This window comes from Bacillus sp. FSL K6-3154 (assembly GCF_040869395.1).
Taxonomy (GTDB): Bacteria; Bacillota; Bacilli; order Bacillales; family Bacillaceae; genus Bacillus; species Bacillus safensis.
In genome coordinates, this window is sequence record NZ_CP152033.1 from 2,203,052 (window position 1) to 2,228,696 (window position 25,645).

At 41.8% G+C, this 25,645-nt stretch carries 20 protein-coding genes and 1 riboswitch; of the genes, 15 read left to right on the forward strand and 5 right to left on the reverse strand.

Annotation, left to right across the window (positions count from 1 at the left end):
- Positions 1-81 precede the first annotated feature (81 nt).
- Positions 82-2,169, forward strand: a complete 2,088-nt coding sequence (locus MHH61_RS11255; RefSeq protein WP_125587520.1) for a BglG family transcription antiterminator — start codon at positions 82-84, stop codon at positions 2,167-2,169.
- 16 nt (positions 2,170-2,185) lie between these two features.
- Here MHH61_RS11255 and MHH61_RS11260 read toward each other — a convergent pair whose 3' ends face one another.
- Positions 2,186-2,821 (reverse strand): class I SAM-dependent methyltransferase, encoded by a 636-nt coding sequence (locus MHH61_RS11260; RefSeq protein WP_368004445.1) that lies wholly within the window; start codon positions 2,819-2,821, stop codon positions 2,186-2,188.
- Between the two features lie 129 nt (positions 2,822-2,950).
- On the opposite strand from MHH61_RS11260, the gene MHH61_RS11265 reads away from it, so the two are divergent.
- Complete coding sequence (locus MHH61_RS11265) at positions 2,951-3,820, forward strand: SDR family oxidoreductase (RefSeq protein WP_024425561.1); 870 nt, start codon at positions 2,951-2,953, stop codon at positions 3,818-3,820.
- A 294-nt stretch (positions 3,821-4,114) separates the two neighbouring features.
- A complete protein-coding gene (locus tag MHH61_RS11270) occupies positions 4,115-4,537 on the forward strand; it encodes a pyridoxamine 5'-phosphate oxidase family protein (RefSeq protein ID WP_024425562.1) in 423 nt (140 codons plus the stop codon).
- A 618-nt stretch (positions 4,538-5,155) separates the two neighbouring features.
- On the opposite strand, the gene MHH61_RS11275 is transcribed toward MHH61_RS11270, so the two are convergent.
- The gene (locus MHH61_RS11275) at positions 5,156-5,338 is read right to left on the reverse strand and encodes a hypothetical protein (RefSeq protein WP_024427342.1); all 183 of its coding nucleotides are present in this window, start codon (positions 5,336-5,338) and stop codon (positions 5,156-5,158) included.
- A 13-nt stretch (positions 5,339-5,351) separates the two neighbouring features.
- On the reverse strand, positions 5,352-5,570 hold the full coding sequence (locus tag MHH61_RS11280) for a hypothetical protein (RefSeq protein ID WP_034283837.1): 219 nt from the start codon (positions 5,568-5,570) through the stop codon (positions 5,352-5,354).
- Between the two features lie 158 nt (positions 5,571-5,728).
- Here MHH61_RS11280 and MHH61_RS11285 point away from each other — a divergent pair, with 158 nt between their 5' ends.
- Positions 5,729-7,981 carry a hypothetical protein gene (locus MHH61_RS11285; protein WP_241218627.1) on the forward strand — a complete coding sequence of 751 codons (2,253 nt, stop codon included), beginning with the start codon at positions 5,729-5,731 and terminating at the stop codon, positions 7,979-7,981.
- Between the two features lie 75 nt (positions 7,982-8,056).
- Here MHH61_RS11285 and MHH61_RS11290 read toward each other — a convergent pair whose 3' ends face one another.
- Together MHH61_RS11290 and MHH61_RS11295 are read right to left on the reverse strand one after the other, a co-directional pair.
- A complete protein-coding gene (locus MHH61_RS11290; RefSeq protein ID WP_008347156.1) occupies positions 8,057-8,353 on the reverse strand; it encodes a DUF3817 domain-containing protein in 297 nt (98 codons plus the stop codon).
- A 129-nt stretch (positions 8,354-8,482) separates the two neighbouring features.
- Positions 8,483-9,157 carry a GntR family transcriptional regulator gene (locus MHH61_RS11295; RefSeq protein WP_164512185.1) on the reverse strand — a complete coding sequence of 225 codons (675 nt, stop codon included), beginning with the start codon at positions 9,155-9,157 and terminating at the stop codon, positions 8,483-8,485.
- Positions 9,158-9,311: 154 nt separating this feature from the next.
- Here MHH61_RS11295 and MHH61_RS11300 point away from each other — a divergent pair, with 154 nt between their 5' ends.
- From MHH61_RS11300 to MHH61_RS11350, 11 genes are all read left to right on the forward strand, one after another.
- Positions 9,312-10,133 carry an AraC family transcriptional regulator gene (locus tag MHH61_RS11300; protein ID WP_125587517.1) on the forward strand — a complete coding sequence of 274 codons (822 nt, stop codon included), beginning with the start codon at positions 9,312-9,314 and terminating at the stop codon, positions 10,131-10,133.
- On the forward strand, positions 10,130-11,062 hold the full coding sequence (locus tag MHH61_RS11305) for a DMT family transporter (RefSeq protein ID WP_125587516.1): 933 nt from the start codon (positions 10,130-10,132) through the stop codon (positions 11,060-11,062). Before MHH61_RS11300 ends, MHH61_RS11305 begins: the two co-directional genes overlap by 4 nt.
- A 98-nt stretch (positions 11,063-11,160) precedes the next feature.
- Positions 11,161-12,216, forward strand: a complete 1,056-nt coding sequence (locus MHH61_RS11310; RefSeq protein WP_125587515.1) for a tartrate dehydrogenase — start codon at positions 11,161-11,163, stop codon at positions 12,214-12,216.
- Between the two features lie 72 nt (positions 12,217-12,288).
- On the forward strand, positions 12,289-14,475 hold the full coding sequence (locus MHH61_RS11315) for a DNA topoisomerase III (RefSeq protein WP_024427348.1): 2,187 nt from the start codon (positions 12,289-12,291) through the stop codon (positions 14,473-14,475).
- Between the two features lie 197 nt (positions 14,476-14,672).
- Complete coding sequence (locus MHH61_RS11320; RefSeq protein ID WP_125587514.1) at positions 14,673-15,755, forward strand: glycosyl hydrolase family 8; 1,083 nt, start codon at positions 14,673-14,675, stop codon at positions 15,753-15,755.
- Positions 15,736-16,587 carry a GGDEF domain-containing protein gene (locus MHH61_RS11325; protein ID WP_025093605.1) on the forward strand — a complete coding sequence of 284 codons (852 nt, stop codon included), beginning with the start codon at positions 15,736-15,738 and terminating at the stop codon, positions 16,585-16,587. Before MHH61_RS11320 ends, MHH61_RS11325 begins: the two co-directional genes overlap by 20 nt.
- Positions 16,577-18,289, forward strand: a complete 1,713-nt coding sequence (locus MHH61_RS11330; protein WP_125587513.1) for a DUF2334 domain-containing protein — start codon at positions 16,577-16,579, stop codon at positions 18,287-18,289. The genes MHH61_RS11325 and MHH61_RS11330 overlap by 11 nt, the downstream gene beginning before the upstream one ends.
- Positions 18,282-19,550, forward strand: a complete 1,269-nt coding sequence (locus tag MHH61_RS11335) for a glycosyltransferase (RefSeq protein WP_024427352.1) — start codon at positions 18,282-18,284, stop codon at positions 19,548-19,550. The genes MHH61_RS11330 and MHH61_RS11335 overlap by 8 nt, the downstream gene beginning before the upstream one ends.
- A 4-nt stretch (positions 19,551-19,554) precedes the next feature.
- Entirely contained in the window at positions 19,555-21,636 is a 2,082-nt protein-coding gene (locus MHH61_RS11340; protein ID WP_125587512.1) for a cellulose biosynthesis cyclic di-GMP-binding regulatory protein BcsB, read from the forward strand.
- A gap of 69 nt (positions 21,637-21,705) precedes the next feature.
- Positions 21,706-21,850, forward strand: a riboswitch (cyclic di-AMP (ydaO/yuaA leader).
- Positions 21,851-21,963: 113 nt separating this feature from the next.
- Positions 21,964-23,790 carry an APC family permease gene (locus MHH61_RS11345; RefSeq protein WP_125587511.1) on the forward strand — a complete coding sequence of 609 codons (1,827 nt, stop codon included), beginning with the start codon at positions 21,964-21,966 and terminating at the stop codon, positions 23,788-23,790.
- Between the two features lie 67 nt (positions 23,791-23,857).
- On the forward strand, positions 23,858-25,579 hold the full coding sequence (locus MHH61_RS11350; protein ID WP_125587510.1) for a pyruvate oxidase: 1,722 nt from the start codon (positions 23,858-23,860) through the stop codon (positions 25,577-25,579).
- Positions 25,580-25,645 lie beyond the last annotated feature (66 nt).

Genomic DNA, 25,645 nt, shown 5'->3' on the forward strand with positions numbered 1-25,645 from the left:
AACTTAAGATTGCAACGCTCGTTGAAAGCGTTTTATATTAAGGTGTGACAATAGACCTATTTATACAGAAGGAGGCATTTCATGTACATAACGGCACGAGAACAGAAAGTCATTAAATACATCATTCAGCAAAATCGTTATGTCACCATTCGTGAGATAGCCGATTCTGTTCAGGTGAGTACTAGAACGATCCATAGAGAACTAAAATCCATTAAACCAATATTAAAAGATTATCATCTTTCATTAGATAAACAGCCGGGGAAAGGCTTGAAGGCAGTCGGCGAACAGGAGGATAAACAGCGGCTTCTTGCTCATATGTCAAATGAGGATCAAATCGAATATAGTTCAGATGAACGAAAACTCTTAATCCTATGTGCGCTGCTTGAAGCGAAGGAACCGGTGAAATTATACACACTCGCAGCTGACTTGCAGGTAACAAATGCGACGATCAGCTATGATTTAGATGAACTGACGGAGTGGATTGCTCCATACGGTTTGCAGCTTATCCGCAAGCGCGGGTACGGCATTGAATTAAAAGGGCCGGAGGAAGCAAAACGGAAAATTGTCGGCAATCTCATTGTTGACCGGCTCGACATTCAATTATTTTTAGAAACGATTGAAATGAATATCAAACATCGAACGAAAGCGACAGAAAAGGTGTTTGGCGTTGTCAGCAGAGGGCAGCTGCTTAAGGTAGAAAGGCTGCTCTTTCATTTGAAAGATCGACTGTCACTCTCCTTATCTGATAGTGCCTATATTGCACTTGTTGTTCACTTAACCTATGCTATCGAACGTATTCAGCTTGGGGAAACCATTCGAATGGAAGAGGAAGAGCTGCTGGAATTAAAGCGGACGAAGGAATTTGAATCATCACTTCGAATGGCAAGAGCACTTGAACGCATGTTTAATGTGGAAATTCCTGAAGCGGAGGTCGGTTATATGACCATCCATCTTCGCAGTGCAAATCGCAGCTTTGGGGCAGAATACCGTATTGATGAAATTGAGCTGGATATAGCGCTGAGAACGAAAAAGCTCATTGATTTTATTTCAAATAAAACCGGCTATCATCTCAATGAAAATGATTCATTGTATGAGGGGCTCGTGTCTCATCTTGAGCCTGCCATGAACCGTCTAAAGGAAAAGATGAGAATCTATAATCCGCTCACACAACAAATAAAAAAAGACTACTTTTTGCTGTTTATGGCGATTGAAGAAGGAGTCGAGCGTTTCTTTCCAGAGATTGAATTTCCAGAGGATGAAATTGCCTTTCTTGTGCTTCACTTTGGCTCAGTGCTTGAAATCAAAAAAGAAGAAACAAAAATTCATGCGCTGGTTGTTTGCTCAAGCGGGATTGGTTCATCTAAAATGCTCGCCTCCCGATTGAAAAAAGAATTGCCGGAGATCGCCAAATTCGATCTATCCTCCTTGATGGAGCTAAAGGAAATCGATGCATCGAGCTATGACATGATTGTCTCGACCGTTCCGATTCCCTATGAGCATATCGATTACATTATGGTCAGCCCCCTTTTAAACGAGGATGATGCCATGCGTGTGAAGGCTCATATTAAACGGAAGATTCCTTATATCATCGAGAAAAAAAGAACAAAAGAATCTCCTAAAGAATTGGTGCAAGAAACTGTTGATATGATGGCGGTTGCAGAGCAGGTGACGAATTATATGTTTGTAATTCGCAGCATCCTGTCCCATTTTACCATCGAAAAAAGAAAGACGATGCCGCAGCATGATGAAACCCTCAGGCAGCTGCTTTGTCAGCTTGAAGAGGAAGGGTTTCTCATACATGCGGATGATGTAGCGGGCGGCCTTCTGGAACGTGAACAGCAAGGCGGCTTAGGCATACCTGGCACTGAGTTTGCTCTTTATCATTTAAAGCATGCATTCATCAAGGAACCAATCTTTCATATTTATGATCTTGATCAGGCATATGAGGTTAAAAGCATGGATGGCGGGCAGCAGCAGATGTCACGAATGCTCATGATGCTGGCACCGCAAGAGCTTGGCAAGGAAGGGTCAGAAATGTTTAGTCTGATCAGTTCATCCATCATTGAAAGTGAAGAAAGCATGGCGCTTTATGGACAAGGAACAAAGGAAGACATTGAACAGAAATTACATCAGCTTTTCTATCAATTTGTCAAAGAGGCAAAGTGGTAAGAAAAAGGCCGAGAGCTTAGTCGCTTCTCGGCTTTTTTGCTGTGACACAGACGGCAAGGGTAGGACGAATTTCTTCATACTCAATAGACAAATGGTCAAACCCGGCAAACTTCAAGTCGTTTAATATGTTTTCACCCATCTCTTTTGTCCGATTGGCATCAGCTCCTTTTTCTCTTGGCTGCATCACAATAACGAGTGTTCCGCCTGGTTTCAAGGTGTGATAAAGATTGAGTAAGCCCGTTTTTGGAGCATCCCAAATCGTAAAATTGTTAGCAGACAGCACTTTGTCATACTGCTCTCCGGGAAGACGTGTTTTCTCGATTTTTCCGACATACAGCCGAACTTGTTTGTCTTTTGCCCGTTTGCTGACGCGTGACTGTGCTTGCTCCTGCATGGTGGAAGAAGCATCAAGCCCATCAATATGAAGATCTTGATAATGCTTGAGCATATGTTTAATACTGTAGCCGGGTCCATAGCCAATTTCTAAAATGTTTTCACCATCTGTCAAATCTAAGTGGCGGATGGCCCACTGATTCAATGCTTTATTTTCATTTGCCATAATGAGTCCAGCAATGCTTCCGAGCCAGCCTTTTGGTCTGCTAAAGGTTTTCGAAATAGACAGCATGTGAGAACGCTCCTTTTTGATGATCATGTAACCGATTTTTCCCCTCTTCAAACATGCTGATTTTCGGGAACACATTTGTACAGCTTCATGATGTTTGAGTGAAAAAATGAGGTGGTAATGAAAGGATACATCAACAAATCAAGGAGGAGCTTACACATGGATTTACGTGAATATTTAACAAATGGCATTCCGCGCCAAACGCAGGATCAGCAGCCAGGCAGTGAAAGAGAAATGAATCCAGCGCCGATCTTTGAGGATGAATCATATCAAGGTTCTGGCAAGCTAAAAGGAAAAGTGGCACTGATTACAGGTGGAGATAGTGGAATTGGACGGGCAGTATCTGTTGCCTATGCAAAGGAAGGTGCACATGTTGCCATTGTGTATTTAAATGAACATGAGGATGCAGAGGATACGCAAAAACGTGTAGAACAAGAAGGCGTTAAATGCTTAACGATTGCAGGAGATGTCGGTGACGAAGCCTTTTGTGAGAAAGCAGTAGAAAAAACAGTTGAAGCCTTTGGTCAATTAGACATTTTAGTAAATAATGCGGCTGAACAGCATCCGCAAGAACGTATTCAAGATATTTCGAGTGAACAGCTTCACCAAACCTTTAGAACCAACTTCTATTCCTATTTCTATTTTACGAAAAAGGCACTGGATTATTTAAAACCGGGAAGCTCCATCATTAATACAACATCAATTAACCCATATCGGGGTAACCCAGTGCTGATTGATTATACGGCGACAAAAGGAGCCATTAACGGCTTTACGCGTTCTATGGCACAATCGCTTGTGAAAGATGGGATTCGGGTGAACGGTGTAGCGCCAGGTCCAATTTGGACGCCTCTCATTCCATCTACATTTGATGAAGACAGTGTGGAAAGCTTCGGGGCAGAAACCCCAATGGGAAGACCAGGACAGCCTGTAGAGCATGTCGGCTGCTTTGTCCTGCTGGCTTCTGACGAATCGTCTTATATGACAGGACAAACACTTCATGTCAATGGCGGTTCCTTTATGAATACATGATCTACCGCGGCACCGCCCAGCTTTGATTGGGCGGTGTTTTTAGTATTTCTTGCGATTTTTCTGCACAGATATGACAGACCATACGATAATGCCTACAACAACTGCCGCAATGACAAGTGAACTCAAATGGAACATCGTTTCATGATGCATGTTCAATTTCTCCCTTCATTGAACCTGTTTTCTATAGCATCAGCCAGAAGATCGCTTTTTATGAAAAACACATTTCTTTGTTTAATGAATGGGCTGTCGTGGAAACCTACGTATACGGATGAAATTTTGAAGGAGTGAAACGATATGTCTCAAGAAGAATTAAAACAAAAGGTATTAAACCTATTAGATGAACAAAAGGTCGGGACACTAGCGACTGTTGAACAGGATAAGCCGCATACCCGCTATATGACTTTTTTCCATGAAGGGCTGACGTTATATACACCAACGAGTAAAGAAACACATAAAGCAGAAGAAATTGAAAAAAACCCGAATGTTCATATTCTTATTGGATATTCAGGCGAAGGATTCGGTGATACTTATGCAGAGATTGCAGGCACCGCCACATTAACCGATGATCGGGAACTGATCGACCGTCTTTGGTCTGATGAGATGGAGAAATGGTTTAAAGGAAAAGAGGATCCGAATCTAGTGATTCTGAAGATTGAGCCAACCTCCATTCGTTATATGAATGAAGGAAGCCGTACACCAGCAGAATTATCACTTTAACACTTGCGTAAGCAGGGGGAATGTGTTATAGTTTTATATTAGTGTTGAAATAAGCAAATAAATAAAGAAAGTAAACTTTCTTTTTTCTATGACATAATGAGAAGCAATAGAGCTTCTACTTGATAAGAACGAGACGCTGTCAAAGCGAACAAACTTATTCTTTTCCTTCTGCACCCGCCCCCTATAAAAGCGGAAGAATGGAAAAAAGACGTTTTGATTTACAATTCACACTGGCGCGGCTTCGGAGCCGTAAGGACGAATGAGAGGTAGGGCTTTCGTTGTCTTGTTATCCAGAACTTCCATGGCGTTTACTTTCAAACGTAGGTTCACTCGGAACACATATGACACACTGATATGATCGAATCTTAATTCATACACTCCGTAACGGAGATTAAACATTGATTATTTATTTGCATGAAAAGAGTAAGGAACAGGCTGCCATCTATTTGGCAGCCTTTTTCATTAGGTCAAACAATAGAACCCCGAAACCAATGAGCACAAGAAAAGGAAAAACAAAGGTCGTAACCATTCGCATAGCGTCCGCTCCAAAAGGGTTCGATACTAACAGCAGGCCGATAAATGCACAGATCATCAGAGTGAATAAAGCGGGCTTCATGATCATTTACTTTGTCCTTTCTTCTGATACTGCCAAATTCGCTCAATAAAAAAGAACATCACCGCAAACAAAATAGAAAACATGAACATATCCAGCAGGGTCACGCCTCTATTTGGGTGCACAAGACCAAACCAAACGAATTGCAGAACAAAAGAGATCGCAAAATATAGAATGGATTTTTTCATCATTGTCCTCTTTTCACTTGTTTTTTTGTCCCTTAAGCCACATCAGCCAAATGATGAAGGAACCAATCACACATGAGAGCAAAGTGACAGGCGGCAAGGTGTGCCAGCTAGTCAGCCCCTTTACAAAACACATATAAAAAAAGAAAATGGAAATGGATACGAGTACCCATTGCTTGAACCAGCGAGGGACACGCAGCCAAGCTGCTAGAATGATTGATGATAGCTTATCCAATGAGATAACTCCTTTTTTGAATCTGATTGGATTTTATCGTAAACAACAAAGTTTGTAAAATATGGATTTTAGAGGCTTTGATGGTATTCTTCTAGCATGAAACATTTTCGCTGTACTGACGTATAAGTGAAAGGAACCTCAAGAAAGGAAGCGATCAAGTGAAAAGAGTACCAGTCATCTTCCTCAGATATATTGTCTTCTTTATTCCAGCAATCATTCTTAGTTTCTTGGTGTGGAACCATTACCAAGATGATTTGTCAGCAGGGAAAGCGACGCAATATGACGTCAGACGAATATTTACATTTGATGAAGGGAAACGAGTGGTGAGTGCTGTATCAAAAGACCAGCAACTCCATTTTGTAATGTATGATCCTCAATCAGGAAAAATAATCAGTGAATGGACCACGGAAAGCGATACGTTTAATGAAATGCTGCCATCCATTCAAGGTAACAATCTCTTACTTGCTTTAAAAAATAAAGAGGGGCAGCTTTTGATCGAGAAACTAACGCCTAGCGGAGAAAGGAAAGAGCTCATTAAACAAAACTTGCAGATACCCTCGTTTTTAAAAACGAATACATATCAATGGAATGGACGGCTTGTGTTTACAGGAGAAATGGAAGGCGCCGCTACCGTCCTAGGTGAGCTAAAGAATGGTCAGTTTTTTCATGTGCACAATCTCAACAAACTGAAGCTGCCAGCAAGACCCGTTTCCATCGATGCCGTCATGAACTCCTTTAGAGGCCAGACGCCTATACCTATATTTGAATTGACTTTAAAAAATGACCAGAAAGCATATGTCAGCGGAGTCTCAAACGATAAGCATCAGCTTGGGGTCTATGTCTCCAAAAACGCTGAACCGTTTAGCCTCATTAAAGATAAAGTGGAGAAGCAGCTAGCAAAAACAATCGGAACATCCCAAAACTTTGCCGTCGCTGTCGAATCTAACTATCCAAAAAGACCAAGGAAAGTGAATGCAGATGGAGGGCTTGGTGAAGTCGTCCCAACACCAAAACCGATTTATCAAACCTTTATCTACCAGCTTAATGAAGAAGAAGTTCTTCTTGTAGGCTCTACAGCAAAGGACGAAGCAAAAGGCAAGCTGACTGGTTATATTTACAACCACCGCACGAATAAGACGACGTCTGTCAGCAAGCTTTTTCAGTCGTTTTCATATGAAAATTTAAACCGAGAAGGACTATTTTTCCATAAAAATGTGAAAAGTGATTGGATCTATTATTCATTCGAAAATCAATTAACGGGTGCATTTGAGACGAAAAGCAAACAGCTAAAGGAATTTCCTTTGCAAAAAGTCATCTCAATCGAAAACGCAAGCCCTGCTCACCAAACATCATTTGACACCTTTACGCAATATGTAATGAAGGGCGGACCGCTCATTCTTAACTGGGCGATATGGATCTTGATCCCGCTGTTATTATTTGTACTAGCGATCTTCCTGCCGCCGATTTTGAGACTGGTGAGAAAGAACAAGATTAAGGACAGTGTCACATTAGAAGCCAATATTGTGTCTGTTAAAGAAACGGGCACCTACATCAACGAACAGCCAGTTGTCAGCATGCGGCTTCAATTTGAATATGAAGGGCAGCGCATAGAAAAGACGGTTAAAACGGTTGTATCCTACACCCAGATACCGCAGCCAGGCCAGCGTATTGTCATTCACTATGATCCGAAGAAGAAAAAGGCAATGCTCTTAAAAGAAGGTGACTTCTCACAGCCAAGTCAGCCAAAGTTCATCAAAGGCGCTGTTTTAAGAAATATAGAATCATATGGAACCGTAGGACGAGGCACGGTCTTATCGCTTACATTTGAAGCAGATCAGAAAAGGTATACCATTCCGATGATTCAAGCGGCTGGTTTTGAATTTACAACAGGAGAAAAAGCCGATCTTGTCGACATCAACGGCCAGCTCAAAATGGCAGCCTATGGCCATGAAGTGCGGAATCGATCGGGGAAAGATGTGACGTTAACAGGAACGATCCAGCGTGTGAAGCAATATCCAATTGCCATCCATGAACAAAAGCCTATTCAGCTCGATGTGACGGTTTCAAACGGAGATGAGTCCATCACAAAAACGGTCAGCCAGTTTATCCCTGATCATATGCAGGTCGCAGCGGGCACTCAAATCACGATCCAGACAAAGAAAGAAGAGCTGGATAGAGAAATGGGTCTCATGCAAGAGAAACAAGGAAGTGCAAAAGTGACCAATGTTGAATTTGCAGGCGTCATCGGCAATCTGCCGTTAGCGATCATTCAGGTTGAGAGAAATGGCATGATGTATGAAGTGAAACAGCCAATCGATCCAATCACCAGCGTCTTGCCTGGTGATGAATTATGGGTGGCATATCACGACATGACGCGTCGAGCAGCCATTGTGAAATATGCATCAATATAAAAAAGCGTTCCTTTATCAGGACGCTTCAGCGTGAAGACTAAGGGCTAAAACGAATGTCGTTTTAGCCCTTTTTGATTAAGCTTTTGTATCATATTGGCGGAGCACCTTATCGTAGGCGAAGTTACCGAAAGGAATGAAAGCCGCAAAAAAACCAGCGATGGACCATTTCAAATGCCAGCGAACTTTAAAAGTCACATATGCCAAAATGAGCATATAGATGACAAACAATGCGCCATGAAGAGAGCCTACAATAGTGACTGCCATCGGAATATCCGCAAAATATTTTAGAGGCATGGCAATTAAAAGAAGGGTTAAAAGAGACATACCCTCAATAAAACCCGCCTGTCGAAGACGGCTAATACTTGTATGCATATACAAATCCTCCTGTATAAAAGCTAGTTTCTCATCTTCTAATATAAACGAAAGATCGTCTGGACATGCTGAAATCTACGAAAAATTCAAAATATGTTCATGGAATGCTTAAAAAATGGGAAAAGTCCTTTACTCTTTGTTTGTTTTAGAGAGTACTTGCTTTAAGTGCATGACATCATGTAATAAATGCTCCCTCATTGCTTGAACGGCTTCTGTGGAGCGGCGCTCTTTTATTTCAGAATAGATGGCTGCATGCTCTCTTTGAATGGTTTCAGCACGAGCTCCGCCACTAAAATGAAAGATGCGGCAATAGTGAATGAGTGCATTCACGTGATTTAATTGTTTGGATAAGCGGTCATTGTGACTCGCCAAAATGATTTTTTGGTGAAAGGCTTCATGTAATTGGACGATCTCTTTAGATGGCAGCTGCTGCTTGATCGCTTCGTCCGCCTGCGTGAGAACCTGCTCAATTTCATCCATTTCTCTTTGCGAGGCTTCCTTACAGGCAAGCTCAACAGCAAGTGTTTCTAAGGCCACCCGAATTTGATAAAGCTCCTCGACATCTTTTTCGGTCAACGTATAGACGGAATAGCCTGATCGATGATCTGCGATTAAAAGCTCGTCTTTTTCTAACAGCCTCATCGCCTCTCTGACCGGTGATCGGCTTACACCAAATTGCTTGGCAAGCTGCGTTTCATTGATGCGCTCCCCTGGCTGAAACTGGCCATCAAATATCATTTGCTTCAGTTGTTCATAAAATTGCATGTGGTACGGTGTTGGTCTTTCCATATCGAATGAATTCATCCCATCATTCCCTCTTTTATACATCATCTTTTGTCTCATGTTATCCAAGTTCTTCCCTCTAGGCAAGCCTGCATCGCAAAGTCAATATCGTACAATCCAAGAGAAAAAGGGTGTGCTACACTAATGATGAGCTCAGTGAAAAGAGGGGATCGACATGAGAACACTAGAGGAACGAAGAGTCCATTTTGACCAGGACTTGCAAATAGAGGCGTATCGCTTTCATGCCATCATCAAAAAGTTCCCAAAACATTTTCATACATACTATGTGATTGGATTTATTGAAGGCGGTCAAAGACGTATGTTCTGCCAAAATCAAGAATACATCATTGAAAAAGGAGATATCCTTCTTTTCAATCCGTACGATAACCACGGATGTGAACAATTTGATCACATGCCGCTAGATTATCGCAGCTTAAATATTGAACCAGAGTTGCTGGAGAAGGTCTTTCAGCACAAGCCGCATTTTAAAGCCCCTGTGGTTTCACAAAGTGAACTAGCAAAGCAATTATATGATCTTCATCAAATGATCACAGAAGAAGCTCCTGCTTTGAATAAACAGGAAGCCTTTTACTTTTTGATGAAGCAGTTGATCGAAACCTATTCTGATACACCAGAGGAAAAAGCATCAGCAGCCAATGCCAATGAACAAAAAGTCCAAGACGTACAGCAATATATTGAAACACATCTCACGGAAAATATATCGTTAGATGACTTAGGTGAGCTTGTGTCCATGAACAAATATTCATTGCTGCGTGCTTTTACAAAGTTCAGAGGAATTACCCCGTATCGTTATTTACAGACAATCAGGGTGAACTATGCGAAGGAACTACTCGCCCAAGGAATGAAGCCAATAGATGTAGCTGCTGCCGCTGGATTTTCTGATCAAAGTCATTTGACTCATTTCTTTTCGGAATTTATTGGGCTTACGCCAGGGCAGTATCAGCAAATTTTTGCAAAGCAGGTAACAGCAAAATGAAAAATAAACAGCTTCTTGGTCATCTAGCAGCCATGTTCACCATTTTTTTATGGGGATCTACCTTTATATCAACCAAAATATTATTAACGGCTTTTTCTCCAACAGAGATTTTATTTTTTCGTTTTTTCCTTGGGTACCTTGCCCTGATGATCATTTATCCAGTCACCATGAAGGTGCAGTGTAGAAAGCATGAAGGGATGTTTGCGCTCGCAGGGTTATGCGGTGTGGTCTTATACTATTTTTTAGAAAATGTTGCACTTACTTATACGTTCGCTTCGAATGCAGGTGTCATCAGCTCCGTTGTCCCATTCTTCTCTTTTCTATTGTCTTATTTTTTATTAAAAGATGAGCCGCTGCACAGCCGATTTTTCATAGGCTTTTTCATCGCGATGATGGGAATTGTACTGATTAGCTTTAATGGGATGACGACGTTCCAATTGAATCCGCTTGGTGATGCTTTAGCATTTATGGCTACCATCGTCTGGGCATTTTATTCCATTTTATCGAAAATGATCAATCAATATGGCTACCATATTATTCAGGTGACAAGACGTGTCTTCTTTTACGGATTGCTATGGATGATTCCACTGATCTGGCATTTTAAGATTCGTTTAGACTGGGAGCGGTTCACGAATCCATCGTTTACCTTCCACTTGCTGTTTTTAGGCGTCTTTGCATCTGCTATTTGTTTTCTGACATGGAGCTTTTCCGTGAAGACGATCGGTGTGGTGAAATCAAGTGTGTATATTTATGGAGTGCCCATTATTACGATGGTCATCTCAATGATCGTTCTTCACGAAAGACTGACCTTCATGTCGGCGCTAGGAACGATACTGACCTTAGGAGGTTTGCTGCTTTCAGATAAAAAAAGTGCGGGAAGAAAGAAACAGAAGCCCCGTGTGCTGATGCAGGATAAAAAGGCGCTTTGATCATAAAAGCGTCTTTTGTCCATTGTAAGAACACGCACTCTTTAGTAAACTCGAATTAAATGGTCGACGGTCGACCGATGACGAAGGGGGAAAAATCAATGAAGCATGTTTCAATTGCAGCAATACCAGGAGACGGGGTTGGAAAGGAAGTTGTACCTGAAGCCATCCGAGTTTTGAAAGCGATATCAGATGTGCATGGCGGTCTGTCTTTCACCTTTCAGGATTTTCCGTGGAGCTGTGAATATTATTTAGAGCATGGCGAAATGATGCCAAAGGATGGATTGGAACAACTGAAAGCCTTTGACAGCATTTTCTTAGGGGCAGTCGGAGATGCCAATTTAGTGCCGGATCATGTATCGCTTTGGGGATTGCTCATTAAAATTAGACGTGAATTTGAGCAGGTGATCAACGTTAGACCTGCAAAACAGCTGAGCGGCATTCGCTCACCGCTTGCTCAGCCAAAGGATTTCGATCTTCTTGTTGTAAGAGAAAACGGTGAAGGTGAATATAGTGAAATCGGAGGCCGCATCTATCAAGGGGAAGATCAGCTTGCCATTCAAAATGCTGTTTTCTCCAGAAAAGGGACAGAGCGAGCCATGCGTTTTGCTTTTCAATTAGCAGAAAAAAGACGAAAGCATGTGACAAGTGCAACCAAATCGAATGGAATCGTTCATACAATGCCATTTTGGGATGAAGTGTTTCAAGACGTAGCAAAGGATTATCCAGAGGTGACAGCAGACTCGCAGCACATTGATGCGCTCTCAGCCTTCTTTGTGACAAGACCAGAGAAATTCGATGTGATTGTTGCCAGCAATTTATTTGGCGATATTTTAACTGATCTTGGGGCTGCGATTATGGGAAGTATTGGCGTGGCGCCTGCCGCCAACATCAATGTGAATGGCAAATATCCATCCATGTTTGAGCCTGTACACGGATCAGCCCCAGACATTGCAGGAAAAGGAATCGCCAACCCAATCGGTCAAATTTGGACCGCTAAACTCATGCTTGATCATTTCGGTGAGGAAGAACTGGGTACACACCTGCTCGAAATCATCGAATCAGTCACAGCAGACGGCTTTTTAACGGCAGACATCGGCGGGGCTTATCAAACACAAGAAATCACAAACGAAATCATCCAGCGCTTGAAGAAATAATCCGTCATTAGAACCACATCTCCACGTCTGCTATAATAAAAGGATGGATAGAAGAAAGAGATGTGAAATCTAGTGTCAAAAACAGTTGTATTAGCAGAGAAACCTTCAGTAGGACGTGACTTAGCACGTGTGCTGAAGTGTCATAAAAAAGGAAATGGTTTTTTAGAAGGAGATCAATACATTGTAACGTGGGCCCTTGGCCATTTGGTCACACTGGCTGATCCAGAAGGCTACGGAAAAGAATTTCAATCCTGGCGTTTAGAGGATTTGCCGATCATTCCAGAGCCGCTAAAGCTTGTCGTCATGAAAAAGACAGGTAAACAATTTCAAGCAGTAAAAGCACAGCTTGCAAGAAAAGATGTAAAAGACATTGTCATCGCAACAGATGCTGGACGTGAAGGGGAGCTTGTCGCAAGATGGATTCTTGAAAAAGCGCATGTGAAAAAGCCCCTAAAACGACTATGGATCTCATCTGTTACGGACAAAGCCATTCAAGAAGGCTTCAAACGACTAAAAGACGGCAGAGAATATGATAATCTGTATCGCTCAGCGGTTGCACGTGCAGAGGCAGACTGGATTGTGGGGATCAACGCAACAAGGGCGCTGACGACCAAATTCAATGCACAGCTTTCCTGCGGACGGGTACAAACACCAACGATTGCCATGATCGCCAAACGAGAAGAAGACATTCAGCAATTCCAGCCGAAGCCGTTTTATGGAATGACTGCACAAGTAGATGGACTTACCTTGACGTGGCAGGATGCCAAAACAAAGCAAAACCGCACATTCCAAGAGAATGTCATAAAAGAGCGTTTGGCAGGCTGCAAAGGAAAACCAGCAGTGATCGATGCATTGAAAAAAACAGCGAAAAAAGCTTTTGCTCCAGGTCTGTACGACCTCACTGAATTGCAGCGTGATGCGCATAAACGCTACGGCTTCTCAGCGAAAGAAACCTTGTCTACGCTTCAGCGGTTGTATGAGCAGCATAAGCTTGTGACATATCCGCGTACAGATTCACGATTTATTTCAGCGGATATCGTTCCTACATTAAAAGATCGATTAAAAGGAATGAATGTCAGACCGTACGCTCAGCATGTGAACCGCATTTTACAATCAGGCGTGAAAGCGCATAAAGGCTTCGTCAACGATGCAAAAGTGTCAGATCACCATGCGATCATTCCAACCGAGGAAGAGCTGTATCCTGGTGCATTAAGTGATAAAGAGCGTAAATTGTATGATCTTATTGCCAAACGATTCCTTGCTGTACTCATGAATCCTTTTGAATACGAGGAAACAACGGTGATTGCCAAAATAGGCAGTGAAACATTCACAGCAAAAGGAAAAACCGTGCAATCAGCCGGCTGGAAAGCCGTGTATGATGAATCCTATGAAGACGAGGAATCAGCCGAAGCAGATCAGCATCTGCCGGTACTTTCCGAAGGGCAATCACTTGAAGTGCGCCAGCTGAAAGAAACAAAAGGAGAAACGAAACCTCCTGCTCGTTTTAATGAAGCAACCTTGCTATCTGCTATGGAGAACCCAGCGGCATTTATGCAAAATCAGGAAAAGGACTTAGTGAAAACCCTTGGTGAAACAGGCGGACTAGGGACAGTAGCCACAAGAGCCGATATCATTGAAAAACTGTTCAACAGCTTCTTAATCGAGAAAAAGGGCAAAGATATTTTCATCACATCGAAAGGGAAGCAGCTGCTCTCCTTAGTGCCTGAAGACTTAAAGTCTCCAGCATTAACAGCAGAGTGGGAACAAAAGCTTTCTAAAATCGCAAAAGGACAGCTAAAGGCTTCTCAATTCATGAGTGAAATGAAGTCCTATGCAAAACAAGCCGTATCTGAAATCAAACAGACGAACCAAACCTTTAAGCATGACAATGTCACTGGCACCCATTGTCCCGACTGCGGAAAACTTATGCTAAAAGTAAATGGAAAACATGGCACAATGCTCGTGTGCCAAGACCGAGAATGCGGCCACCGTAAAAATGTGGCGAAGAAAACAAACGCACGCTGCCCGAACTGCCATAAAAAGCTCGAGCTGCGCGGAGAAGGCGATGGCAAAATCTTCGCTTGTGTGTGCGGCCATAGAGAAAAACTGTCTGTTTTCGAAAAACGCAAATCACAATCCAATCAAAAGAGAGCCAGTAAGCATGATGTGTCTAAATATATGAAGAAACAAAAGAAAGTGGAAGAACCAATCAATAACGCACTAGCTGAGCAATTAAAGAAATTAAAATTAGATCAATAGTATTATAAAAACCCATGCGGAAACGCATGGGTTTTCCAATGTAATCAAGCATATCGACATATTGTTTTTCTGAAAATGGGAATGTCTATGCGAAAAGACTCGTAATTTGGTATAAAATATTTATTTAAATTTAAACAGAAACAATCTATAATAAATCGTTGGAATGCTAAGAGAACGGGAGTTGAAAGGGGACACGAATGGATACACCCATACATCGCATAGGTATTGTTTTACTCATTGTCATTCTACTAGGCGGATGTACCTGGAAGCAGCAGAAGGAATCAGCTTATCCAGTATCACCACAGCCTGTATTGCCTGGAGAATATTTTATTACTCATCACCTCATGACAGATCAAGGCATGATTCGCACTTCATTTGCAGAGCAGCATATCTACTTATCTGAATCGCTTGGGCTTTGGATGGATTATCTTGTTCGAAAAAAAGACCAAAATTCTTTTGACCAACAATTTGGTGTCCTGCAAGATGAATTTTTACTAGACCATCATCTTCTCAGCTGGCAAATCGAATCTGATCAAAAAAGTAAGGCCAATGCTCTAGTTGATGACTTACGGGTAGTGGCGGCACTTCAAAAGGCAGATCGTTTATGGAAGAATGCAGCGTATCAAACCACAGCAAAAGAAATCGCACAAGCGTTAAAAGACAAAAATATGTATAGAGGCATCTTGTCCGATTATTATGATGCATCAACAAATCGAACTTCACACACAATCACACTCTCATATTTAGACCCAAAAGCAATCAAAGAATTGGAATCCCTCAAAATATTCACGAAACAAATGACGAGTAACCAATTGACCATTCTAAAACAAGCACCGAGAAAAAAAGGATTCTTTCCTAAATCCTATGATATAAAGAAAAAAGCCTATTCATTTGATCGAGAAATCAATATGATTGATCAACTCTATACGGCTCTACATGCTGATCGTGCAAAGGTGAATACGTCCGCGATCATGAAATGGCTTAAAACGACTTTTAAAAAAGAAGGAAAGCTGTACGGTAGATATAAACTGAGCACATTGCAGCCATCAGTGACGTATGAATCGCCTTCTGTATATGCGCTGGTCATCTTGTATGCTCTTAAACGAAACGAACCGGAATTCGCAAAAGAGGTGTATGACCGCATGAAAGAATTACAAATTCAAGATCCTCTCAAGGATTATTATGGAGGATACATGAACGAAAAAGACACACACTCATTTGACAACTTATTGCCTCTCATTGCAGAAAGGGAGCTTTTTAATGAATCGGTTATTCAGTAATACGTATCGTTTATATTATTCTCTGCTCCTCACGTTTGCAGGTCTTATTTTGTTTATGGGCTACCTTGGCGTACATGATGCAGAGAGCTTTTTGATGATCACACTGACTTTTGTCGTGTTAGGATGCGGGATTTTATTTGGCATCTTACCAGCATTAATTTTTACCTTGCTGATGCTGTTCTTTATAGGAAGTGCTATGTTCTTTACAGAGCTTGGCCACACAAATCCCTTCTTTTCCAATCAAACATTGCAGGATGTGGTGGTTTGGGGCGCAGCTCTTCTCTTTTTCGCGATTTCAGCAGGAAGCTTGCATGAGCGAATCAAGACGATGCGTCACACCATAGAACAACAAAAGCAGGCGATGAAACAATTTGTGGCGATTGACTCGACAACTGGATTTGACAATGCAGATCGGATGAAGCTGGAATTATCCGAGGAAATGAAACGGGCAGAACGCTACAAACAGCCATTCGTTTTTATCCTTCTTCATATCCATTATGCAGCGGAATTCAAATCATTATATGGAGAAAAAGAAATGCAGCACCTATTTCAGCAATTAAGTATCAAGATTCGCGAAAGTGTCAGAGAAACTGATAAGAAATTTCGATTATCCGAAGAACGAATAGGATTGCTGCTTACTCACACACCAGAAGAGAATGTCTCTGTCGTCCTTGAGAAGCTAAAAGATAAATTGCAAAAGCATGTGCTGTTAAACGGTCGTGAAGTCACCCTGACTTTTCATGTCTGTCATTTAACAAGCAGTTCGGATTATCGTACGCCAGAGCAATTTTTAGAAGAACTAGAAAAAGAGATGATGATGAATGAACTTTAATTCTATAATGAAATGCTGTTTGATGATCGCTCTTTTTTTCATTCTTTCGTTTCAATACATGGCTTCAGCCGACGCTCTTGCCAAGCCAGATACCCTGATCGTTTATTCAACAGAATCGGGAGAAGCGACTCCAGCAGTGCATATGCTGGATCTACTCGCCGGACATTTTTCCAAACAGACGACGATTGTATCTGATGAACATTTGGCTGAAAAGAAGATCAGCGAATTTCAGCAAGTCATCTATCTAGGGGAAATAAAGAGAACCTTACCAAAACAGACCATTCGTGTAATGAACGAAGCACAGAAGATCATAGCCATTGGATACAATGCGGACCAGCTGCGCCCATTTTCCAAGCTTACTTTTCATAAACAAGAACACACGAGTCAAATCAAATATACAGATGATCCCACTTACCGTCAGCTAGAGAAAAGGATCATTGCGTTAACGGTTCAAGGGGCAGACTTGCAAAGGGAATTTCTATTGAAGAAGCATGAAGCTGATCTTCCATTTGTGATTCAAACAAAGGAAGGTGCGGCCTATATTGGAATCTTAAATGTCGTGCAGCATAATGAGCTTCTTGCAGAAGTGCTAGAAAAACACCTGCCTTCTTCTGATCAGCTGACCACAAAGTACTTAAGGCTTGGGAACATCAGTCCTGTCACTGACGAAAAGAAGCTGCTTGAGCTTGGACAATATGTATCCACTCGGCATATCCCGTTTCTGATAGCGGTAACCCCTGTTTGGGTGGATCGAACAACAGGCGATGAAGTGACACTGAGTGACCGCCCGAAGCTCGTAAAAGTGTTAAAACAATTGCAAAGTAATGGAGCCAGCATTATTCTTCATGGATTTAGCCGTACGTATCGAACAGAGGATTCTGGTCAGGACTTTGAGTTCTGGGATGCAAAGAATGATCAGTCCATTACGTCAAATGACCCAAAAAAAGCCGAGAAGAAGCAAAGTGAAAGTCATTTTTCGAATGAGAAAGACTTCCATGCTTATACGAGATCGAATCAGCAGCAAGAAACCATCTATACAGAAGAAAAACTGACAAAAGGTATTGAGTTTCTTGCGCAGCAAGGTCTCTATCCACTGGCATTCGAGGTGCCGCATGATGCCATATCTCAACAAGGCTATGAAGTGATATCAAGGCATGTGTCCAGTCTGTTTGGACAGGTACAGCTGTCGGACCATACGTGGAAAACAGCCGGTGCTCCGCCACTCGTGACGAAACCCGCCATGCTTCATGGTATGACCTTATATCCTCAGCAATCAGTAGAGCCAGCGTCTGACCAAGAAGGTTCAAATATTTTAATAGAACAAAAGATTCAATCCATCCAGCATCTTCAATCAGCCGCAATCGGGCTGTCCTATGATGTGGAATCCGGAATAACTGGATTGCAGAATCTGATGACGCTGATGGATGCAATTCCTTCTAGTGAATGGCTGGATTTAAAGAAAACAAAACAAACAGTCCAAACACCACATGTACAAATCAAAACATCAGGAAATGGACATATTCAAGTAGAACAATCCAATAGAGCAGAAACCAAAACAGTTAAACGAAGCGGCATGGAAAATATGCTGCGAATTCTAACAGTCGTGGTGATGCTGTTTATTGCGGCATTTGCTTTTTACACATTGTATTTAAGGCTGACAATGAAAAAACGAATTTTTAAGGAGAGAAAATTAGGTGGCTGATGTCTTATTTTATCTTTCATTAATATTGATTTGGATCATGCTCCTATACCACATGTTTCTCATGCAGGGCGGCTTTCAGCACTACCTGACCTACGAAAAAGTGCTGCCTGAATGGACGAAACAAGGGAAAGAGCTGCCGACCGTCAGCATTCTAATTCCTGCTCATAATGAAGAAGTTGTCATCCGGCAAACGCTAAAAGCAATGGTCCAGCTATCCTATCCTAAACATCTTCTTGAAATCATTGTGATTAATGACAATTCCTCTGATGGCACAGGGGACATCGTGCAGTCATTCAGTGAGCAATATGATCATGTCCATATGATTGAAACGAAGCCGCCATTTGCAGGAAAGGGAAAATCCACTGCACTGAATGAAGGCTTAAAGGCTTCAACAGGAGAAGTCATCTGCGTATACGATGCAGATAACATGCCTGAACAAAAGGCCGTCTATCATTTGGTTCTTGGTTTATTGAATGACCCAAAGGCAGGCGCTGTTGTCGGGAAATTCAGGGTCATCAATGCAGCCAAAAATCTACTAACCAAATTTATTAATATTGAGACCATCTGCTTCCAATGGATGGCACAGGGCGGAAGATGGAAGTGGTTTGGTATTGCGACAATACCAGGCACCAACTTCGCCATCCGCCGGCACATTTTAGAAGAACTTGGCGGCTGGGATGTTCATGCGTTGGCTGAGGACACCGAATTAACGATTCGAGTCTATAACCTTGGCTATGTCATTCGATTTTTCCCGGCTGCGATTACATGGGAACAAGAGCCTGAGACGTGGAAAGTCTGGTGGCGGCAAAGAACGCGTTGGGCACGAGGCAATCAATATGTTGTACTCAAATTTTTAAAACAGTTTATGAAGCTGAAACGAAAACGAATGATTTTCGATTTGTTTTATTTCTTCTTTACGTATTTCTTATTTTTCTTCGGTGTCCTGCTCTCAAATGGGATCTTTATCGTGAACCTATTTGTTGACCTTCACTTATCTGTAGGAGCTGTTGCACTGATCCTGTGGGGATTGGCTTTCTTCCTCTTTCTAACAGAAGTGATGATTACATTAAGCATTGAGAAAACAGAGCTCACCAAACAAAATATACTCATTGTGGCGCTCATGTACTTCACTTATTCTCAAGTATGGATTGCGCTAGTCGTGTACTCCTTATGTGTAGAGGCAAAGAGCCGATTATTCAAACAAGAAGTGAAATGGTACAAAACCGAGCGTTACGATCAACAACAAAAGAAAAGCGGGTGACAAATTGAAATCGGTAAAATGGATGATTTTTATATTGATGATATCCCTTGCCATTCAGCCTTTTTTCATGGCGGGTCAAGCAATGGCGCAATCAAATCGAGTACAAGTGAAAGATGAATGGATTCGCTCATCTAAAGGAAGCCAGACAGAAACGCAGCACTTATCAGAAGATGTAGTGACCTTGTATGGACAAGAAGACCGCACTGAATTTTCCTATCAAATAGAGAAAGAAAAAGTAGAGTCTAGCATCCTTACATTGAATATAGAGGCTTCACCATTACTCATTTCGCCATCTTCGTTCACAGTCATGATCGATGGAGAGATTGAAAAGACCATTCCCGTATCAGGGAAAAACCAAAAGAAATCAATTCAAATCAAATTGAGCAAATCGCAATTGAAAAAAGGTTCTCATCAAATTCAGCTCGCATTTTATGGCGTGTTAAAAGAAGGTGTGTGTATCAACCAAGAGACACCTGCCAACTGGCTGAAAGTATATCCTGAAAGTGAGCTGGCTTTCAAAGGAACTCAAACGAAAGACGTGACGTTAGACAGCTTCCCTTCACCTTTCATTCAAACAGGTGATCAGAAAGAACAAACAGATATTGTGATTCCAAATTCACCGCAAGCAGCTGAATTAGAAGCGGCTATGAAAGTATACCGTACATTGAAAAACAAAGACCGCCAAGCAGACCTCAAAATTGTCCAAGAAAAGGACATCAAGCAAATCGCGCATCCAACCATTGCTGTGGGAGCAAAAGGAAACTGGGATGGACGAGTGAAATCGATCGAGCAAGCTGCGAAAATGAAAACAGCAAGCAATCAGCTCACATTAGCGGTGAGAGCCTTGACAGGAAAGAAAAAAGAACAGCCTATTTTATTTGTCACTGCTAAGCAGCCAAAAACAATTGCTGAAAAAATCAATGTCCTAACTCAACCAGAACTGACTGGTCAGCTCACTGGTAGCGATTTACTGCTTCAAAAGGTTACGGCTAAAGCATCAAAACCATCTCATCAAATTCGTTTAAAAGATTTCGGTGGAGAGGATGTCACAGTTGGAACCAAGAAAACGTCGTCTGAACATTACTATTATCCGAAGGCATTGATCGCTAATCAAAAATCAGGTGCAAAGCTAAATCTATCATTTAAAAAATCTGATATAGCGAACAAAGCGGAACGCTTAACAGTCATGATCAATAACGAACCACACGATGTACCGTTAACAAAACTAGGAAACAAAGATGAGAATGGATTCTATCATGTGTCAATTCCAGTAGATTCACAAGTACTCCAAAAGAACGAATATATTGATTTGCAATTTGTTACTACAGGCTTTAAAAACATGGAATCCTGCAGACATACGGATGAAGAAGGCTGGATTTACATTGATAAGAACAGCTCTCTTCAAATACCAGAAGGTACGACTAGTGATACACCGGATTTAGCCGCATGGCCGCTTCCTTTCACATCGCAGCAAGGAAAAACATTGATCGTCATTCCAGATCAAATCAAGCAAGAAACGATCAATCAAATGGCGATGCTGACAGAATCATTTAGTCAGCCGGAAGCTGCCCAATATCATTTGATCAAAGCTTCAAATGTGACAAATGATCAATTAAAAGATCACTCTCTCATTTTCATCGGGGGCATTCAAACGTTCTCTCTTTTAAAAGAAAAGGCAGACGATCTCATCGTTCCAGTGAAAAAGTATCAGTATGATGTATCCTCCTTTGGCATGATCAACGAAACGACTGCTCGTATCGTATGGACGCAGCCATCTGTATGGAATAAAGAACAGACAATGACCGTCTTTTCAGGAATGAATGCAGCTGACGCTGATCTTTCACATGAAGTGCTTCATTTCCTGCAAACAAATACGGAAACGGCAACAGTCGCAATCGAGAGCAAAAACAAAGACATGTTCTCTAATCATCAAACGGTCAGCAGCACAACAAATGATCTCCAAAAAGATGAAAAGCAAGGCATCGATGATTCTTGGATTTACTTTGCATGTATCGCTGCGCTGATTATTTTTGTGGTGGGGCTGATTATTTATTTCGTGCGAAAAAACCGCAAAAAGACTGATTGATAAACGATCAAAAGACCTTGAAAAAATGTCTTTACTTTGGTGTCAAACGGGAGTATGATCTCTTTTATAAAAGACCAATCGCTGAATCATTTCAATGAGCGGGGGAACCATTAGTGGTGCAGGACACCACGTGGGGTGAATCCTTTTTAGGTAGGGCAAAGTCTCATGCGCCCGAATCCGTCAGCTAACCTCGTAAGCGTTAAAGAGAGCAAAGACCAACCTGTGATCTAAACAATAGACGCAGGGGCATTCTATTGCCTCTGTGTCTTTTTGGCGATCCATCTTTTGTAACTTAAATCGTTTTGACACTAAAGGAGCGGGCATCACATGTACAGTTTGATGAAGCGTATTTTAATTGGGAAACCATTAAAATCACAGGCAGCAGGAGAACAAAAACTATCAAAAATCAAAGCGTTGGCATTATTGTCATCAGACGCATTGTCATCCGTTGCATATGGTACAGAACAAATCTTGATTGTTCTTTCAGTCGTTAGTGCAGCAGCATTTTGGTACTCACTCCCGATTGCAGGTTGTGTATTAATTCTTTTAATGGCGTTAATTTTATCTTACCGCCAAATTATTTATGCTTATCCAGAAGGCGGAGGGGCTTATGTCGTCTCTAGCAGAAACTTAGGTGAAAAGCCAGGACTGGTCGCTGGCGGATCATTGCTTGTAGATTATATTCTGACTGTAGCAGTGAGCATATCAGCGGGTACTGATGCCATCACATCGGCTTTTCCGGCACTATATCCATATCATGTGCTGATTTCAATTGTATTGGTCATTTTGATCATGGTGCTTAACCTTCGTGGATTGACAGAATCGGCATCTATTTTGGCTTATCCCGTATACTTGTTTGTATTATCACTCCTTATACTAATTGGAGTCGGCGGCTTTAAATTATTAACAGGAGGTGTGCCTCCAGCACCTGAGCATACAGCGATCGGCACACATGTACCTGGTATTACATTATTTCTTTTATTAAAAGCATTTTCATCTGGCTGTTCTGCACTAACTGGGGTAGAAGCCATTTCAAATACCATTCCATCCTTTAAAAAACCAGCTGCACAAAATGCAGCGAGAACATTATTGATGATGGGTGGATTACTAGCCGTATTATTTGTTGGTGTGACATTGCTTGCGTTTGGTTTTGGCATCTCACCAAAGCCAGAAGAAACGGTTGTATCACAAATTGCATCAGATACATTTGGACGTACATTTTTCTATTATGTCATTCAGGCTGTCACGGCTTTAATCTTGATATTAGCGGCAAACACCGGCTTTTCCGCCTTTCCTTTATTGGCGGTCAACTTAGCAAAGGATAAATATATGCCGCGCATGTTTACTGTAAGAGGGGATCGACTCGGTTACTCTAATGGCATTATCTTTTTAGGTGTAGCTTCCATGCTGCTCATTTGGTTGTTTGATGGGAAAACGGAACACCTCATTCCGCTATATGCTGTCGGTGTATTTATTCCATTTACCTTGTCACAGACCGGTATGTGTGTGAAGTGGATTCGTGAAAAACCGCAGGGCTGGAAAACGAAAATGCCTATCAATATAGTCGGAGCACTGATTTCTTTCACGGTTCTCATGATTCTCATTTTGACCAAGTTCCATCTTGTATGGCCAGTATTTGTTTTCATGCCAATTGTGCTATTGATCTTTCATTCCATAAAAAAGCATTATCTGTCTGTCGGAGAACAACTGCGTTTAATGAATGAAACAGAGCCTGTTGAGATTAAAGGAAATGTGGTCATCGTGCCAATAGCAGGAGTAACACGAGTCGTCGAGCAATCTGTTCAATATGCAAAATCCTTATCAGAGCAAGTCATAGCAGTTCATGTATCTTTTGATAAAGAAAAAGATAAGAAAATTGAAGCGGATTGGGAAAAACTGAACAGCGGTGTGCGGCTTGTGATATTGCATTCGTCTTATCGAAGTCTTATTCATCCGCTTGATAAATTTCTTGAAACGGTTGAGGCTAAAGCAAATGCGCATCAATATAAAGTGATGGTGCTCGTGCCTCAATTTATCCCGAAAAAAAGATGGCATACGATCTTGCATAACCAATCTGCCTTTTTATTAAGGTTCCGTCTATTATGGAAACGGGATATTGTGGTCGCCACCCTTCCATATCATTTTAAAAAGTAGCAGCAAGTTGAAACGTTTGATCAAAAGGGTGCGGTGGTATGGAGTAAGAAAAAAGGAGTTTTCTCACATGCCGCAAAGAACCGCAGGAAAAGAAGTAACAGCGCTACTGGAAGAGTGGGGCGTAAAACATATTTATGGAATGCCCGGCGACAGCATAAACGAATTGATTGAAGAGCTTAGGCATGAATCAAGCCAAATACAATTTATACAAACGAGACATGAAGAAGTGGCGGCACTCTCAGCGGCGGCTGATGCCAAACTAACAGGTAAGCTCGGTGTCTGCTTATCCATCGCTGGACCGGGTGCTGTCCACTTATTAAATGGACTATACGATGCAAAAGCAGATGGCGCACCCGTTTTAGCAATTGCAGGGCAGGTTGCGTCGAATGAAGTAGGAAGAGACACATTTCAAGAAATCAAATTAGAGCGGATGTTTGACGACGTCGCTGTCTTTAATCAGCAGGTACAAACAGCAGAAGCGCTGCCTGATTTATTGAATCAAGCCATTAAAGCAGCTTATACCCATAAAGGGGTGGCTGTTCTCACCGTATCAGATGACTTATTTTCTCAAAAAATTAAGCGTAAGCCAGTTTATACATCTCCTCTTTATGTTGAGGGAGAGGTACGGCCAAAGAAAGATCAACTGCTAAAGGCAGCACAGCTAATTAACAATGCGAAGAGGCCAGTCATCTTAGCAGGTAAAGGATTACGAAATGCAAAAGAAGAGCTTCTTTCATTTGCAGAAAAGGCTGCTGCACCTATCGTCATCACACTTCCTGCAAAAGGGGTTGTGCCAGACAGGCATCCGTACTTTTTAGGAAACCTAGGTCAAATTGGAACGAAGCCAGCTTATGAAGCGATGGAAGAGTGTGATCTCTTAATTATGCTTGGAACTTCCTTTCCATATAGAGACTACTTACCAGAGGACACACCTGCCATTCAACTGGATATTAAACCAGATCAAATCGGTAAAAGATATCCAGTAGACGTAGGAATCGTGAGTGACAGCAAGAGTGGTTTGCAGGAACTGACCTCCTACATTGAATATAAAGAGCAGCGTGGTTTCCTTGAAGCTTGTACAGAGCATATGATGAAATGGCGAGAAGAAATGGATAAGGAAAAATCCGTTGCCACATCACCACTTAAACCGCAGCAAGTCATTGCTAGACTAGAAGAAGCAGTTGAAGACGACGCCATTCTTTCTGTAGATGTAGGGAATGTAACCGTATGGATGGCCCGCCATTTCGAAATGAAACAGCAGGATTTCATCATCTCCAGCTGGCTTGCCACAATGGGCTGTGGTTTGCCTGGAGCGATCTCTGCTAAGTTAAATGAACCGAATCGTCAAGCGGTTGCTGTCTGCGGAGATGGTGGCTTCACAATGGTCATGCAAGACTTTGTGACAGCGGTAAAATATAAACTGCCGATCGTTGTTGTGATCTTAAACAACAACAACCTTGGAATGATTGAATATGAACAACAGGTAAAAGGAAACATCAATTATGGTATAGAGCTGGAAGATATTGATTTTGCTAAGTTCGCAGAAGCATGTGGCGGCAAAGGAATCTCTGTGTCATCACATGAAGAACTAGCTCCAGCCTTTGATACAGCCCTTCAATCAGATAAACCCGTCATTATTGATGTTGCTGTCACCAATGAACCGCCGTTACCTGGGAAAATTACGTACACACAAGCAGCTGGTTTTAGTAAGTACTTACTGAAAAAATTCTTTGAAAAAGGCGAGCTGGATATCCCTCCACTCAAGAAAAGTTTAAAACGCTTTTTCTAAACAAAATGTAGTCGGTCCTCTCAAAAGAGGACTGACTTTTTTTGCTGAAAGGAAAAAACATTTCAA

What these genes read in the sequence shown, in the direction of transcription:
- MHH61_RS11320 (WP_125587514.1), top strand. Translation starts at nt 14,673, where the DNA reads ATGGATACACCCATACATCGCATAGGTATTGTTTTACTCATTGTCATT.
- MHH61_RS11295 (WP_164512185.1), bottom strand. Translation starts at nt 9,157, where the DNA reads ATGAATTCATTCGATATGGAAAGACCAACACCGTACCACATGCAATTT.
- MHH61_RS11300 (WP_125587517.1), top strand. Translation starts at nt 9,312, where the DNA reads ATGAGAACACTAGAGGAACGAAGAGTCCATTTTGACCAGGACTTGCAA.
- MHH61_RS11325 (WP_025093605.1), top strand. Translation starts at nt 15,736, where the DNA reads ATGAATCGGTTATTCAGTAATACGTATCGTTTATATTATTCTCTGCTC.
- MHH61_RS11345 (WP_125587511.1), top strand. Translation starts at nt 21,964, where the DNA reads ATGTACAGTTTGATGAAGCGTATTTTAATTGGGAAACCATTAAAATCA.
- MHH61_RS11330 (WP_125587513.1), top strand. Translation starts at nt 16,577, where the DNA reads ATGAACTTTAATTCTATAATGAAATGCTGTTTGATGATCGCTCTTTTT.
- MHH61_RS11310 (WP_125587515.1), top strand. Translation starts at nt 11,161, where the DNA reads ATGAAGCATGTTTCAATTGCAGCAATACCAGGAGACGGGGTTGGAAAG.
- MHH61_RS11260 (WP_368004445.1), bottom strand. Translation starts at nt 2,821, where the DNA reads ATGATCATCAAAAAGGAGCGTTCTCACATGCTGTCTATTTCGAAAACC.
- MHH61_RS11265 (WP_024425561.1), top strand. Translation starts at nt 2,951, where the DNA reads ATGGATTTACGTGAATATTTAACAAATGGCATTCCGCGCCAAACGCAG.
- MHH61_RS11270 (WP_024425562.1), top strand. Translation starts at nt 4,115, where the DNA reads ATGTCTCAAGAAGAATTAAAACAAAAGGTATTAAACCTATTAGATGAA.
- MHH61_RS11290 (WP_008347156.1), bottom strand. Translation starts at nt 8,353, where the DNA reads ATGCATACAAGTATTAGCCGTCTTCGACAGGCGGGTTTTATTGAGGGT.
- MHH61_RS11350 (WP_125587510.1), top strand. Translation starts at nt 23,858, where the DNA reads ATGCCGCAAAGAACCGCAGGAAAAGAAGTAACAGCGCTACTGGAAGAG.
- MHH61_RS11305 (WP_125587516.1), top strand. Translation starts at nt 10,130, where the DNA reads ATGAAAAATAAACAGCTTCTTGGTCATCTAGCAGCCATGTTCACCATT.
- MHH61_RS11255 (WP_125587520.1), top strand. Translation starts at nt 82, where the DNA reads ATGTACATAACGGCACGAGAACAGAAAGTCATTAAATACATCATTCAG.
- MHH61_RS11275 (WP_024427342.1), bottom strand. Translation starts at nt 5,338, where the DNA reads ATGAAAAAATCCATTCTATATTTTGCGATCTCTTTTGTTCTGCAATTC.